The 14,982-nt window shown below is 61.1% G+C and carries 14 protein-coding genes; 9 read left to right on the top strand and 5 right to left on the bottom strand.

Going from position 1 to position 14,982, the window contains the following annotated elements; all coding sequences use genetic code 11:
- The first annotated feature begins 78 nt into the window (after positions 1 to 78).
- The 8 genes from dusB (at position 79) to R3175_RS14210 (ending at position 9,761) form a co-directional block, all read left to right on the top strand.
- Positions 79 to 1,077, top strand: coding sequence for a tRNA dihydrouridine synthase DusB (gene dusB / locus R3175_RS14245; protein WP_318944985.1), 999 nt, complete (start codon positions 79 to 81; stop codon positions 1,075 to 1,077).
- Complete coding sequence (gene fis / locus R3175_RS14240; protein WP_318944984.1) at positions 1,074 to 1,391, top strand: DNA-binding transcriptional regulator Fis; 318 nt, start codon at positions 1,074 to 1,076, stop codon at positions 1,389 to 1,391. Before dusB ends, fis begins: the two co-directional genes overlap by 4 nt.
- A 79-nt stretch (positions 1,392 to 1,470) precedes the next feature.
- A complete protein-coding gene (gene purH / locus R3175_RS14235) occupies positions 1,471 to 3,051 on the top strand; it encodes a bifunctional phosphoribosylaminoimidazolecarboxamide formyltransferase/IMP cyclohydrolase (protein WP_318944983.1) in 1,581 nt (526 codons plus the stop codon).
- Positions 3,052 to 3,069: 18 nt separating this feature from the next.
- Positions 3,070 to 4,353, top strand: a complete 1,284-nt coding sequence (gene purD, locus R3175_RS14230; protein ID WP_318944982.1) for a phosphoribosylamine--glycine ligase — start codon at positions 3,070 to 3,072, stop codon at positions 4,351 to 4,353.
- A gap of 131 nt (positions 4,354 to 4,484) precedes the next feature.
- Positions 4,485 to 5,456: an alpha/beta fold hydrolase gene (locus R3175_RS14225; protein ID WP_318944981.1), complete on the top strand. Its 972-nt coding sequence runs from the start codon at positions 4,485 to 4,487 to the stop codon at positions 5,454 to 5,456.
- A gap of 47 nt (positions 5,457 to 5,503) precedes the next feature.
- Complete coding sequence (locus R3175_RS14220; RefSeq protein ID WP_318944980.1) at positions 5,504 to 7,096, top strand: cation:proton antiporter family protein; 1,593 nt, start codon at positions 5,504 to 5,506, stop codon at positions 7,094 to 7,096.
- A gap of 215 nt (positions 7,097 to 7,311) precedes the next feature.
- On the top strand, positions 7,312 to 8,706 hold the full coding sequence (locus R3175_RS14215; RefSeq protein ID WP_318944979.1) for a sigma-54 dependent transcriptional regulator: 1,395 nt from the start codon (positions 7,312 to 7,314) through the stop codon (positions 8,704 to 8,706).
- A complete protein-coding gene (locus R3175_RS14210; protein ID WP_318944978.1) occupies positions 8,703 to 9,761 on the top strand; it encodes a transporter in 1,059 nt (352 codons plus the stop codon). The genes R3175_RS14215 and R3175_RS14210 overlap by 4 nt, the downstream gene beginning before the upstream one ends.
- A gap of 3 nt (positions 9,762 to 9,764) precedes the next feature.
- Here R3175_RS14210 and R3175_RS14205 read toward each other — a convergent pair whose 3' ends face one another.
- Genes R3175_RS14205 through R3175_RS14190 form a run of 4 tightly spaced genes read right to left on the bottom strand, consistent with a single transcriptional unit; the run spans position 9,765 to position 12,291 of the window.
- Positions 9,765 to 10,280: a hypothetical protein gene (locus tag R3175_RS14205; protein ID WP_318944977.1), complete on the bottom strand. Its 516-nt coding sequence runs from the start codon at positions 10,278 to 10,280 to the stop codon at positions 9,765 to 9,767.
- 5 nt (positions 10,281 to 10,285) lie between these two features.
- Positions 10,286 to 10,984, bottom strand: a complete 699-nt coding sequence (locus R3175_RS14200) for a C39 family peptidase (RefSeq protein ID WP_318944976.1) — start codon at positions 10,982 to 10,984, stop codon at positions 10,286 to 10,288.
- 12 nt (positions 10,985 to 10,996) lie between these two features.
- Positions 10,997 to 11,353, bottom strand: a complete 357-nt coding sequence (locus tag R3175_RS14195) for a hypothetical protein (RefSeq protein ID WP_318944975.1) — start codon at positions 11,351 to 11,353, stop codon at positions 10,997 to 10,999.
- Between the two features lie 53 nt (positions 11,354 to 11,406).
- Positions 11,407 to 12,291, bottom strand: coding sequence for a dentin sialophosphoprotein (locus tag R3175_RS14190; RefSeq protein ID WP_318944974.1), 885 nt, complete (start codon positions 12,289 to 12,291; stop codon positions 11,407 to 11,409).
- A gap of 367 nt (positions 12,292 to 12,658) precedes the next feature.
- Between R3175_RS14190 and R3175_RS14185 the strand changes: the two genes are divergently transcribed.
- A complete protein-coding gene (locus R3175_RS14185; protein ID WP_318944973.1) occupies positions 12,659 to 13,159 on the top strand; it encodes an acyl-CoA thioesterase in 501 nt (166 codons plus the stop codon).
- 118 nt (positions 13,160 to 13,277) lie between these two features.
- On the opposite strand, the gene R3175_RS14180 is transcribed toward R3175_RS14185, so the two are convergent.
- Complete coding sequence (locus R3175_RS14180) at positions 13,278 to 14,873, bottom strand: isocitrate lyase (protein WP_413231777.1); 1,596 nt, start codon at positions 14,871 to 14,873, stop codon at positions 13,278 to 13,280.
- Positions 14,874 to 14,982: the final 109 nt, after the last annotated feature.

The raw sequence follows: 14,982 nt of genomic DNA, 5'->3' as shown, positions 1-14,982 counted from the left end.
TTCGGAATTCGGGCCCCGGAGCTGACCTCCTGAGCCCTCCGAACCATCTCGTGAACCCTTGTGAAACGGACTCAGATCATGCTGCCTACGGCAAACATCGGGCCGTACACATTGCCCAATCCGTTGGTGGTTGCGCCCATGGCCGGCGTGACCGATCGCCCGTTCCGCCTGCTGTGCCGGCGCCTGGGCGCGGGATTGGCGGTTTCCGAGATGGTGATCGCCGATAGCAAACTCTGGCATACGCGAAAATCCCGGCTGCGCCTCAATCACGACGGCGAACCGGAGCCCAGGTCGGTGCAGATTGCCGGTGGCGATCCCGAGATGCTCGCCAACGCCGCGCGCCTGAATGCCGAGCACGGCGCCCAGATCATCGACATCAACATGGGCTGCCCGGCCAAGAAGGTGTGCAACAAGGCGGCCGGATCGGCGCTGATGAAAGACGAGGCGCTGGTCCGCGACATATTGCAGGCCGTGGTGTCCGCGGTGGACATACCGGTAACGCTCAAGATGCGCACCGGCTGGGACCGGGAGCACCGCAACGCGCCGCTGATCGCCCGAATGGCGGAAGAAGCCGGGATCCAGGCATTGGCCGTGCACGGGCGTACTCGCGCCGACGCCTATAAAGGAAACGCCGAGTACGACACCATCGCTGAGGTCAAATCCCGGGTCGGCATCCCGGTATTTGCCAACGGTGACATAACGTCCCCCGAGAAGGCCCGGCAGGTCCTTCAACACACCGGGGCCGACGGACTCTTGATCGGACGGGCCGCTCAGGGCCACCCGTGGATCTTCCGGGAGATCTTGCACTACCTGGAGACCGGACAACATCTGCCCGCCCCGGACCTGGACGAGGTGGAGCAAATCCTGACCGATCACCTGGACGCACTGCACGATTTTTACGGCGACCGGATGGGGCCGCGAATCGCGCGCAAGCATGTGGGCTGGTACTTGCAGACCCATGATGAGAGCAAAACCTTCAGGAAACGCTTCAACACCATCGACGACCCGTTGGAGCAGAAAGACAGTATTCAACAGTATTTTGCAGGCTTACGAAATGGAGAGGTATTCGCAGCATGAGCGCTGAGACACTGGCAAACGACAACCGGATTCCTTCCGAAGGCGACGGGGTAAACCAGTTGCAGACCATCACCCACAGCGGCTCTTCCGTCACCCTGCGTGACAGCGTGGAAGTGGCCCTGAAGAACTACTTTGCCCAGCTTGATGGTGCGCCGGTCACCGACGTCTATCAACTGGTGCTGTCAGAAGTGGAAGCACCGCTGCTGGAGCAGGTGATGAAGTACACCCGCAACAACCAGACCAAGGCCTCCACCATGCTGGGGTTGAACCGCGGCACCCTGCGCAAGAAGCTAAAGCAGTACGGTCTGCTATAATCTTCCTAACTTCCATGAGGGCCTCCCGACACCAATCGCGAGGCCTTCCTTCGTTCATATCCGATGAAAAATGTGACTCATGGCTAATCAGGTAAACCCCCCCGTCCGTCGCGCGCTGATCAGCGTCTCCGATAAAACCGGCATTGTCGAATTTGCCAAGGCCCTCACCAAGCTGGGGGTGGAACTGCTGTCCACCGGCGGAACCTTCCGACTGCTGAAGGAAAACCAGATTGCAGTCACCGAAGTCAGCGATTACACCGGCTTTCCGGAAATGATGGACGGCCGCGTCAAGACCCTGCATCCGAAGATTCACGGCGGCATCCTGGGCCGTCGGGGTACCGACGACAGTGTGATGGCGCAGCACCAGATCAACCCGATCGACATGGTGGTGGTCAACCTGTACCCCTTCGAAGCCACCGTGGCCAACCCGGACTGCGACCTGGCCACCGCCATCGAAAACATCGATATTGGCGGACCGACCATGGTGCGCGCGGCGGCCAAGAACCATAACGACGTCACCATCGTGGTCAACGCCAGCGACTACGGCCGGGTGCTGGCGGAGCTGTCCGACAACGGTGGCGAGCTGAGCTACGCCACCCGTTTCGACCTCGCGGTGAAGGCCTTCGAACACACCGCCGGCTACGATGGCGCCATCGCCAACTACCTGGGCGGCCGCACCGCCGATAACGATAACGCCGACTTCCCGCGCACCTTCAACAGCCAGTTCGTCAAGGTGCAGGACATGCGCTATGGCGAGAACCCGCATCAGCGCGCCGCCTTCTACGCCGAGCGCAATCCCCAGGAGGCCAGCGTGGCCACCGCCCGGCAGTTGCAGGGCAAGGACCTGTCCTACAACAATGTCGCCGATACCGACGCCGCCCTGGAATGCGTCAAGCCCTTCGCCGATCCGGCCTGTGTCATCGTCAAGCACGCCAACCCCTGCGGTGTGGCCATCGGCGCCGACATCCGCCAGGCCTACGACCTGGCCTTCGCCACCGACCCCACCTCGGCGTTCGGCGGTATCATCGCCTTCAACCGGGAGCTGGATGCCGACACCGCCAAGGCCATCATTGACCGCCAGTTTGTGGAAGTGATCATCGCCCCGTCGGTGGCAGCCGAGGCGGCGGAGCTGGTGGCGGCGAAGAAGAACGTCCGCCTGCTGGCCTGCGGCGACTTCGATACCGAACGCGCCCGCGCCATGGACTACAAGCGGGTCACCGGCGGTCTGCTGGTACAGGATCGCGACCTGGGCATGGTATCCATGGACGACGTCAAGGTGGTCACCGAACGCCAGCCCAGTGAGGATGAACTGAACGACCTGCTGTTCGCCTGGGAAGTGGCCAAGTACGTCAAGTCCAACGCCATCGTCTACGCCAAGGCCGGTCGCACCATTGGCATCGGCGCCGGTCAGATGAGCCGGGTCTACAGCGCCAGGATTGCCGGCATCAAGGCCGCCGACGAAAACCTGGAAGTGAAAGGCTCGGTGATGGCCTCCGATGCCTTCTTCCCGTTCCGCGACGGCATCGACGCCGCGGCCGAGGCCGGCATCACCGCCGTCATCCAACCCGGCGGTTCCATGCGCGACCAGGAAGTGATCGACGCCGCCAACGAGCACGGCATTGCCATGGTCTTCACCGGCATGCGCCATTTCCGCCACTGATCTGTAAGGAATCCCATTATGAACATTCTGGTAATTGGCAGTGGCGGGCGTGAGCACGCCCTGGCCTGGAAAGCGGCCCAATCCCCCGACGCCGACAAAGTCTTCGTGGCGCCCGGCAATGCCGGTACCGCCAGGGAGCCCACCCTGGAAAACGTCGCCATCGACGTGATGGACCTGGAAGGCCTCGCCGATTTCGCCGAGCAGAACCAGGTGGGCCTCACCATTGTGGGCCCGGAAGCGCCGCTGGTGGCCGGGGTGGTGGACCTGTTCCAGAGCCGTGGCCTGAAGGTCTTCGGCCCCTCCGAAGGCGCGGCCCAGCTGGAAGGTTCTAAGGCCTTCACCAAGGACTTCCTGGCACGTCACAGCATTCCGACTGCGGCCTACGCCAACTTCACCGACGTGGACCAGGCCCTGGCCTATGTCCGCGAACAGGGCGCGCCCATTGTGGTCAAGGCCGACGGCCTGGCCGCCGGCAAGGGGGTGATTGTCGCCATGACCCTGGCAGAGGCCGAAGCCGCCATCCGCGACATGCTGGCGGACAACGCCTTTGGCGAGGCCGGCAGCCGAGTGGTGATCGAGGAGTTCCTGGAAGGCGAGGAAGCCAGCTTCATCGTCATGGTGGACGGCGAGCATGTGTTGCCGATGGCCACCTCCCAGGACCACAAACGGGTGGGCGATGGCGACACCGGCCCCAATACCGGCGGCATGGGCGCCTATTCCCCCGCCCCGGTGGTGACGGGTTCGGTTCACCAGCGCATCATGGACGAGGTGATCTACCCCACCGTGCGAGGCATGGCGGCCGAGGGTCATCCCTACACCGGCTTCCTGTACGCTGGCCTGATGATCGACGCCTCGGGCGCGCCCAAGGTCATCGAGTTCAACTGCCGCTTCGGTGACCCGGAAACCCAGCCCATCATGCTGCGCATGAAATCCGACCTGGTCACCCTGTGCGCCGCCGCCATTGACGGCAAGCTGGACCAGTGTGACTCCGAGTGGGACCCGCGTGCGGCCGTGGGCGTGGTACTGGCCGCCGGCGGTTACCCCGGCAGCTACAACAAGGGCAACGCCATTTCCGGCCTGCCGGAAACGGAATCCGAAGGCCAGAAGGTGTTCCATGCCGGCACCGCCCTCGACGGCGACCAGGTGGTCACCAGTGGCGGCCGGGTACTGTGCGCCACCGCCCTGGGCGACACCGTGACCGAAGCCCAGCAGCGGGCCTATCAACTGGCCCAGACCATCCACTGGGACGGCGCCTTCTATCGCAAGGACATCGGCTACCGGGCCATTGCCCGGGAGAGCTGATGCTCACGGCGGTCCGGTCTGCTTGTTCCGCCGATCGGACCGCACACTCGCTGCGACGATGCCCGGCTGTTGACCGGGCATTTTTTTGCGCTACTGTAAGAGCTTACGCATCAAGGATCCTCGCTGCCTCCATGGACAAACCCGCGCTTGCCATTCCCACCACCGTCCTGCCGGCCCTCACGCTGGTGGTCTTCGGTCTGCTGCTAACCGGCTGCAGCCGTCACGAACTGTTCGACGCCGCCCTCGCCTGGGAGCGCGACGCCGCCGGCCTGCAGCCCCAGGAACTCCAGACCGACGGCCTGACCATCGCCTACCTGTCCAACCAACAGGCCAACGACGGCGACACGCTGGTCATGCTGCACGGCTTCGGGGGTAACAAGGACAACTGGGTGCGCATGGCCGGCCGGCTGTCGGACGAGTTCAACATTTATGCCATCGACCTTCCCGGTCATGGCGACAGCAGCAAGGAGCTGTCTCTGGGCTATCGGCTTCAGGACCAGGTGCGGCACCTGGAGGCCATCCTCGACCACCTGGAACTGGAGCGCGTTCACCTCATGGGCAACTCCATGGGCGGCGCCATCACCGCCCTGTACGCCGCCCAGTACCCGGAGCGGGTGGAGTCCGCCCTGCTGTTCAATCCCGCCGGCGTGTTCGAGTATGAAAGCCCGTTCACGGCACAACTGAGTGAGGGCAGTAACCCGCTGATAGTCAGGGAACCGGGCGACCTGGAGCGGCTGGTGGATTTCGTGATGGAAGAGAAGCCCTTCGTGCCCTGGCCAATCTACGAGGTCCTGGAAGAGCAGGCCATTGCCAATCGCCAGGTGAACGAACACATCTTCCAGACCCTTCGGGAATCCAGCGACGATACCCACTTTCAACAGACGCTGGCCCAGATCATCGACCCGGTGCTGGTGATCTGGGGCACGAAGGATCGAGTCATCGACTACCGCAACGCGGAGGTCTTCGAAACCCGCATTCCCGCGGCCACCACGGTCCTGCTGGAGGACATCGGCCACGTGCCCATGCTTGAGGTGCCGGAGCGTTCCGCCGATCTGGTCCGAAATTTCGTGACCCAACAGACAGCAACGACGGATTCAATCTAGGCTAGATACAGTAACGGACTGCCACCAACCTTTAGGGCGCATAGCGAATGTCAGAGGCACTGTGGATTTCTTTCGCCTTCGTGCTGGGGCTTGCGGTCAAGTCCGTGGGCCTGCCACCCCTGGTGGGTTACCTTGCCGCCGGCTTTGCCCTGAGCGGGCTGGCCACCGTCACCAGTGTGGCGGTGGAAAATACCGCCGTGCTGGACCACCTGGCGCACCTGGGGGTGCTCCTGCTGCTGTTCACCGTAGGCCTCAAGCTCAAACTGCGTTCCATCCTCAGCCCCGAGGTCATTGGCGGCGGCCTGTTGCACTTCGGCATTACCTGCGCGATTTTCACCCCGGCCATCACCCTGCTGCTCGGCAGCGACTGGCTTACTGCGCTGATGCTGGCCATCTCCCTGTCCTTCTCCAGCACGGTGCTGGCCGCCAAGGTACTGGAGAGCAAACGTGAACTGCGCGCCTTCCATGGCCGGGTTGCCATCGGGATCCTGATCATGCAGGACTTGATCGCCCTCGGGGTGATGAGCCTGGCATCCGGCGAATCCCCTTCGCCCTGGTCGCTGCTCATCTTCGCCCTGCCACTGCTGCGGCCGGCCCTGTTCCGCCTGCTCGATGCCAGCGGCCACGACGAGCTGCTGGTGCTGCTGGGCCTGCTGCTGGCGTTGGTACTGGGGGGGCTGGGCTTTGAACTGCTCGGCTTGAGTTCGGAGCTGGGCGCCCTGATCTTCGGTGCCATGCTGGCCAATCACCCGCGAGCCATCGAGCTGTCCAAGTCGCTGTGGAGTGTCAAGGAAGTCTTCCTGGTGGGTTTTTTCCTGCAGATCGGCATCAACGGCCTGCCGGATCAGCAGGCCCTGGTCTTTGCCGCGGTCACCGCTCTGGTGCTTCCGCTCAAGGGCGCGCTGTTTTTCTTCCTGTTGCTGCTGTTCCGGTTACGGGCCCGCAGCAGTTTCCTGACCACCCTGTCCCTGACCAACTACAGCGAATTCGGACTGATCGTGGCCAGCGTGGCCCTGCCCCAATGGCTGGTGCCGCTGGCGATTGCCGTTTCGCTGTCGTTCGTGATCTCGGCGCCGATCAACCGCATCGCCCACAGCCTTTACGAACGTTACGCCCCCAGACTGACCCGCTTCGAGGGCCACCGGCGTCATCCCGATGAACAGCCCATTTCCCTGGGCGACACGCGGATCCTGGTGATGGGCATGGGGCGTACCGGCTCCGCGGCGTACGACCGGCTGTTCGAAACCGAACCGCGTATCATGGGCCTGGACTCCGACCCCGCCAAGGCCCGCATGCACCTCAAGGCCGGCCGCAACGTGGTGTTTGGCGATGGCGAGGACACCACCTTCTGGCAGGAACTGCACATGCCAAAACTGCAGGCGGTCATTCTCGCCATGAGCGATATCGAAGGTAAGGTGATTGCCGCCCGCATGCTCCGCCATAAGGGCTTTACCGGTTACATCATTGCCCACACCATGTTCGCGGATGAAGCCGAACAGATTCAGGAAGCCGGCGCCAATGAAGCCTACCTCACCATGAATGAAACAGGTGTGGCGCTGGCGAGTCACATCGATGACTACCTCAGCAGTACCCCGCCGTTCGAGTCGATGGGCGGCGAGGGCGCATCCGGACGCCGTTAACAACGTCAACTAACTTTACACCTCCAGAGACACGGACCCAGCCCCTCTCCGCAACTGTATCTTTTCACGGCAAGTTTTTCCGTGGCATATAACCTGCTTGACCTCTGCTGATTGATGTGCAGTGTTTGGAATCATGGGCCGACAGGCCCCGTCAGTTCTCCGCTGAGCAGCCGCAGTCCAGCCTAGACGTCAACCATTCGAATGGGGAATACACCATGGAGGCCAAAAGAACGCTGCTGTGGCTGTCACCCAAACCGAATCAGGCCCTGCCGATTGGCAACCTGGCTCCCCACTGGGAGATACACCGACTCAACCTGAACCAACCGCCTCGCCCCATTGCCCAGCCCTCGACCGGCGTACGGGTGGGGATTCTCGACCTTGAACACTACTCAACGGACAGTTTCCCCCAACTGGAGGACTGGCTGGAGTCCCTGACCCCGACTTCCTGGGTGGGCCTTACCGCGAGGTCACCGCGGGAGGACGAACGCCTGGGCTCCCTGATCGGTACCCACTGTGCCGACTACCACACGCTGCCGATGGATTCCAACCGCCTCAACACGGTGCTGGGCCACCTGTGGGGCATGGCTGACCTGCAGGCCCGGTTGGCAGACAGCCAGGAGATCCAGCTCCAGCAATACGCCCTGACTGGCGATTCCGAGGCCATTCGCCACACCCGCGCGCTGCTGCACCGGTTTGCCGAGACGATGGAGCCGGTCCTGATCTACGGAGCCAGCGGGACCGGCAAGGAAGCAGCCGCCCGCTATGTCCACGAGCACTCCCCGGTCAACCGGGGACCGTTCGTCGCCGTCAATTGCGCGGCCCTGCCACCGTCGCTCACTCAGAGCGAGCTGTTTGGCTACGAGAAGGGGGCCTTCACCAGCGCGTCCGCCAGCAAGTCCGGGCGTCTGGAAGCTGCCCATGGCGGCAGCCTGCTCTTGCTGGGCATCGATGAACTTCTGGCCGACCAGCAGTCGGCCCTGTTGCGCTTCCTTCAGGAGGGGTTGGTGGAACGCATCGGCGGCAACAGCTCACGCACCATCGAAGCCCGGGTGATTGCCACCAGTACCCATCCGCTTATGGAGCTGGTCGAGTCGGACCAGTTCCGCAGCGATGTCTACTACCGGCTGGGAGGGCTGGAGGTGGTACTGCCCCTGTTGCGTGAACGGCTGGAGGATATCCCGCACCTGATTGACCTGTTCTTCGCCTCTCTGCCGCCGCCCCATCGCAGCCATCAGGGCTGGCGCCTCAGCGAAGCCGCTATGCGGGCGCTGGTGAAGTACGACTGGCCGGGCAACCTGCGGGAACTGAACAACCGGCTGCGTCAGGCGACACTGTTGTGCGATCGACCGGTACTGACACCGGCCGATCTGGGCTTCTCCCATGTCACCAACCACACGCCCGAAGGCCTCAGCCTGGATGACTTCCGGGCCCGGGCCGAACAGCAGGCCGTGTCCTGCAGTCTGGCGCTGACCCACAACAACGTGTCGGCAGCGGCCAGACTGCTCAATATTTCGCGGGTGTCCATGTACCGCCTGATGGCGAAGTATCATACCCAGCGGGGCAATGTGGAGGCGCTATCCCCCAAATCGCCCGGGGGACGCCTGCCATGAGGCCACGGCGGAGTCTGACGCTGCTAGTGGCCGGATGTGTGGTAGCGGGCCAGGTGGTCGCCGAACCGGGATACCAAGACTATGGCACCCCAGAAAGCGATCAGGCCGCCCCGGACAAGGCGATTGAAATTGCCTCCATCACCACCGATCGGGGCATCGTGACCCGGCCAGGCCGACTCACCATTGAGCCCTCACTGTCCCACGCCTACAGCAACTCCACCACCGTGGCCATTGAAGGCTATACGGTGATTCCCGCCCTGGTGGTTGGCTTGATCAACATCTCGGAAATCCAGCGGGATATCTTTGTGGGGGCATTCACCTTCAAGTACGGATTCAGTAGCCGGCTGGAGGCAAGCCTCCGTATCCCCTACCTGGTGATTAACGAGGACCTGCGGGAACGCCAGGCTTTTCAGGGCACGCCGGTGGACAACCTGCGGGAAGCCAGCGGCCAGGGGCTGGGTGATGTGGAACTGTCTACCCGCTTCCAACTGACCGACGGCAGCGGTGGCTGGCCCTATCTGCTGGGCACCTTCCGGGTCAAGGCGCCAACCGGCGAAAGCCCCTTTGATGTCGAACGCCGGCAACTGCTCGACAACGACGGCAACCCCATCGGTATCGTGCTCGGCGAGCGTCCCACCGGGTCCGGTTTCTGGTCGTTCGAACCGGGCATTTCCTTTATCTATCCTTCCGACCCGGCCGTCCTGTTCGGCAACTTCAGTTACGTTCGTACCATGCCTGACGACAAAGGCGAGGATAACGGCGGCACCATCAAGCCGGGGGATGTCGTGCGTTTCGGGTTCGGCATGGGATTCGCGTTCAACGAACGCACCTCATTCAGCCTGGGCTATGATCATTCCGTCATTCCCAAAACCAGCGTGGAATTCGACACCAGCCTGACCGACGCCGCGTTTGACCGGGTTCAGGTGGGCTCGCTGTCCTTTGGCATGTCACAGCGGCTCACCCCCAATGCCAGTCTGGGCCTGACAGTCAGCATCGGGGTGACGGAACAGGCTCCCAACAGCGAGATAGCCCTCAGGCTACCACTCTCCTTCTAAGCCTCAGCGGGGATGGAGCGTTTGCAGGTACTGGCTGTCCAGTTGACCCGGCATCCGCGCGTTCGGATCGAAGTTGTTCAGCTCGATGTTGTACCTACGCAGGGTCTGAATCACCGTTTCATTCATCGAGTTCTGGATCTTGGTCAGTACCCCCGAGTCGTTGACCAGCCGGGTATCGATGACCGTGCCATCGCCCAGGTCCGGTACTGCCAGGGCCGTCTCCAGCTGACTGGCGATGGCAGCCTTGTCGGCACCTTGATTGAGGTTGGGTATGTGCAGGCGGCTGACCACCACGGTCTCCCCATTGACCGAGACCAACTGTTCCAGACCGATGGCGATTTCCAGGTTGCCCACCAGAAAGCCCCCGCGTTGGCTCGCCAACACTTCATCGGCCAACGGTGGTGCGCCCGGAGTCCATTCCGCCAGTGCCGGCGCAGCCAGCACCATCAGTGGCAATGCCCAGAGGAGGCCCTGTTTCGACCGCCGTGTGTCATGCCAGTTTTGGTTATAGCCCTTCATGGCGTTCACCACTCCAGGGAATGGGGCCACTGGACATAGTCCAGGCCCATGGGAATTTGGTCACCCTCAATGCCCTGCCGCAAGGGCGCTCCGGCTATCTCTGGCCACTGATCCCGTTCCCGGAAGGATGCCCGGCCCAGCTCCACGTGATTACGAATCACAAAGGCAATACCGTTCCACTGCGCCAGGAAACGGTCGTGGTCCAGGATCATCATGCCGCGGGTGGGATCACCGATTAACACCTCCCGGTCACTGATGCCCTTGACCACCACAAAATGACGATAGCCATCAATGGTCATCAACACAATCAGCGGCAGGGCCACCCGTTCCCTCAGCCCATCGATGTCGAGGCGGAAACCGTCCGCCCGGAAGCCCCTGGTCTGCAGGTACCGCTTCATATCCAGCATGGAGAAGCCCTCCTTGCGGACCTTTTCGGCATCCGCCAGGTCCAGCATCGCCAGGAATACCTCCTGTTCGGTGACCGGATGGTCGTAATGGTAGGACAGCAGGGAGGCCAGGGCCGCCGAACCGCAGCTGTAATCGTACTCCTGCCTCAGGATGGTGCTGAACTTGCGTTCCTGGAAGCTTTCCACCTCCAGCTGGATATCCCCCGCAATGCCGGGCACCAAGACCGACCCGGCATAAGCGGTGGACCAAAGCAGACCCGCTCCGATGCACACGGCAATCCAAACGTTTCTGTCCATGGTCCACCCTCCTCAGTTGTTGAACAGGATGTTGATCTGGGTGCTGTCCTGGATCACCACATGGTTTCCACTGTTCTGGATCACCGTTGCGGTCCCGCTCATGTTCTGAAAGGCGTTATCCGAGATGCTGTTGTCCCCGGTCACCACATCGCCAACCAGTACATTGTTTGCCAACACGGCATTCTGTTCGGTGTTGTTGATCTGCAACTGCACGGGAATTCCCTGGCGTCCGCTGGAGTCCGACAGTTCGGTCGACGATACCGGCGTGATGTCCAGCAAGGCGCCGTCCTCGGCCTGCACACCAGCGGCCAACAGCCAGGCGATCAATCCCACCGCAAACGCTGGACCCAGCTTGATGACGTTGTCCATGGCAGATCCTCCTGGGCTCGCCGCCCGTTGCAGGAACGGGCGGCGAGCACCAATCACTGCGCATTGGTGGTCAGGTTAGACATCACACTGACGTTCGCCTGCGTTACGTTGCCGTTGCCAGCAGACTGAGAGATTGCCCCCACACCCGTGAAGTTGGCCGAACCACCGGAAATCTCATTGTGGTTGGTCACCATGGTGTAAGCACCATCATGGTCAGCACTGCCATAGGTGGTTGCGACTCCAGAGACCGCACCGTTCAGCTCGGCTTCGTTCACGAACACATGCAGATCCAGGTCGGTGGAGCTGTTATCGGAGTTGTCCGAGTTGTCGTTGCCACTGTCTGCAATCTTGAACGAATCGTTGATGCTGTTGTCGGAGTTATCGTTACCGCTGTCGGCTACGTTGGTGCTATTGTCCGAATTGTCGTTACCGCTGTCCTTGATCTTGAACGAGTCGGTAACATCGGTGCTGTTGTCGGAGTTGTCATTGCCGCTGTCGGCAACGTGGGTGCTGTTGTCGGAGCTGTCGTTACCGCTGTCCTTGATCTTGAACGAATCGCTGACGTTGGTGCTGTTGTCATCGTTATCGTTGGCGCTATCGGCAACATTGGTGCTGTTATTGGAGCTGTCGTTGGCGCTATCGGATACGTTGGTCGAATTATCCGAATTGTCAGTCGCCGTAGCCTGGGTATTACCACTGTCAGACACGTTGGTGCTGTTGTCTGAGTTGTTGTTTTGGCTGTCAGCCAGGTTGGTGGAATTATTGGAACTGTCGTTACCGTTGTCAGACACATTGTTGTCCGACACATTGGTAGCGGTGCTGCCATCATCGGCATTGTTGTTAGGGTTCCCATCCCCCCCCAGGTCCGCCAGGACGGCTCCAGAGAAACCAAAGCTCATGGCAATGGCGATCGCTAGCAAGCTTTTTTGAGTTTTCATGATCTTCGTTCCTTTTGGCTTTTGTTGATGCAGTCCTTACTCCCAACCTGCCATCGGACGTGTGCCATCGGAGCAGGTAAGGTCCTTAAACTGCTATAGGCGATTACTGTGCCAACTCCCCAAAAAAGCATTAACCCATTGAATTAATTAAGAGATAAGAAAGACTGAATGGCTGAAGGCCGGTGCCATCCCGTCCAGGCTGTTCCATCGCTGGAACATCCGGCCCAACCCGCCAGGATGACAAACAGAAAACCCTTTTATATTCAGAATCCTGACAGCACAACGCTTGTTGGCTAAGCTGACACCGGCAGGACAGCCGGCACTCCGCTGCTGTAGCCTGTGCCACCACCATCAATCAGGACCCGCTATGAACACTGAGCAACAAGCCCGCCCGATTGCCCATTCCGCCATCGACAACCACGTCTACAAGGTTTTCCCCAACGACTTGAATTCCCACGATACGGTCTTTGGCGGCATGATCATGGCCAAGTGTGACCGGCTCGCCCTGGTGGTGGCCGAGCGCCACTCCGGCCATGTCTGCGTGACCGCGGCGGTGGATTCCATCCATTTCCGCGCGCCGGCCAAGGGCGGCGACACCCTACTGTTCAGCCTGTCACTGAACCGGGCCTGGGGCTCATCCATGGAGATCGGCGCCAAGGTCCTGGCCGAGAACAGCTATACCGGAGAAGTTCGCCACATCCTGTCGGCGTATTTCACCTTCGTGGCGCTGGATGAACGGCATCGCCCGGTGGATGTGCGTCCGGTGCTGCCGGAAACCGACACGGAGAAACGACGCTACCGGGATGCCGAGGTGCGGCGTCAGGGCAGGCTGGCAACGCGGGAGCAACTGGCGGCGTCGAGGGCATGAGTTGTTGCATGAAATGGGGACAGTGCTGAATTCTGTCCCCTGACATCACCGTCCATAACAAAAAAAGGGCAGCCCCGAAGGGCCGCCCTTTTTGGTCAACACTGGGTGTCGGTCGAGCTTAGATGTTCTCGAACTGACCCATGGTGTTGTCCTTACCACCAGCTTTCAGAGCCGCTTCACCAGCGAAGAACTCTTTGTGGTCGTCACCGATGTTGGAACCAGCCATGTCCTGGTGCTTAACGGTGGCGATACCCTGACGGATTTCCTTACGCTGAACGCCGCCAACGTAGGCCAGCATGCCTTCGTCACCGAAGTAGCCCTTGGCCAGGTTGTCGGTGGACAGGGCCGCGGTGTGGTAAGTCGGCAGGGTGATCAGGTGGTGGAAGATACCCGCTTCGCGAGACCCGTCGCGCTGGAAGTTGGCAGTCCACTCGTCTGCCACTTTCGCCAGTTCGCTGTCGTCGTACTCGGCGCTCATCAGACGGTCGCGGTCGTAGCCGGAAACGTCCTTGCCTTCTTCCTTCCAGGCGTCGAACACCTGCTGACGGAAGTTCAGGGTCCAGTTGAAGGACGGGCTGTTGTTGTAAACCAGCTTGGCGTTGGGTACCACTTCACGGATGCGGTTAACCATGCCAGCGATCTGGCCAACGTGCGGCTTCTCGGTTTCGATCCACAGCAGGTCAGCGCCGTTCTGCAGGCTGGTGATACAGTCCAGAACAACACGGTCTTCGCCAGTACCCGGACGGAACTGGAACAGGCCGGAAGCCAGACGCTTCGGCTTCAGCAGCTTGCCGTTGGACTTGATCACAACGTCGCCGTTGTTGATGTCTTCGGCAGACTCGATGTAGTCGCCGTCGAGGAAGCTGTTGTACTGGTCGCCCAGATCGCCCGGCTCGTTGGTCACGGCGATCTGCTTGGTCAGGCCAGCGCCCAGGGAGTCGGTACGGGCAACGATCACACCGTCATCCACACCCAGCTCCAGGAACGCCAGACGAACGGCGTTGATCTTGGAGATGAAGTCGGCGTGAGGAACGGTTACCTTGCCGTCCTGGTGACCACACTGCTTCTCGTCGGAAACCTGGTTCTCGATCTGGATGCAGCAGGCACCGGCTTCGATCATCTGCTTGGCCAGCAGGTAGGTCGCTTCGGCGTTACCGAAACCAGCGTCGATGTCGGCGATGATCGGCACAACGTGAGTTTCGTGGTTGTCGATCTGAGCCTCGATTTCCTTGGCCTTGGCCGCGTCGCCAGCTTCTTTGGCGGCTTCCAGGTCACGGAACAGGTGGTTCAGTTCCCAGGCGTCGGCCTGACGCAGGAAGGTGTACAGCTCTTCGATCAGACCGGAAACGGCAGTCTTCTCGTGCATGGACTGGTCAGGCAGCGGACCGAACTGGGAACGCAGGGCGGCAACCATCCAGCCAGACAGGTACAGGTAACGACGCTTGGTGCTACCGAAATGCTTCTTGATGGAGATCAGCTTCTGCTGACCGATGAAGCCGTGCCAGCAACCCAGGGACTGGGTGTACTTGGACGTGTCCTTGTCATACGCTTCCATGTCTTCACGCATGATCTTGGCGGTGTACTTGGCGATGTCCAGGCCAGTCTTGAATTTGTTCTGGGCGCGCATGCGGGCTGCGTGCTCAGGAGTGATGTTGGCCCAGTTGTTCTGCTTGACCAGTGATGCGATGGCATCAACGTCGCTTGCGTATGGCATGATCTCAGTCCTGTCTCGATAGGTTTGAGGTACTGCGTTGCGTGCCCGGCCCGAGGCCGTGGCACAAACTGTGACGACGAAACGGCCGTTCAAAAAACGAACAGTCGCT

This window comes from Marinobacter sp. (assembly GCF_033722735.1).
In the GTDB taxonomy this organism is placed as follows: domain Bacteria; phylum Pseudomonadota; class Gammaproteobacteria; order Pseudomonadales; family Oleiphilaceae; genus Marinobacter.
Note: the sequence above shows the minus strand (reverse complement) of the source record. Positions and strands in the feature narration are given on the sequence as shown.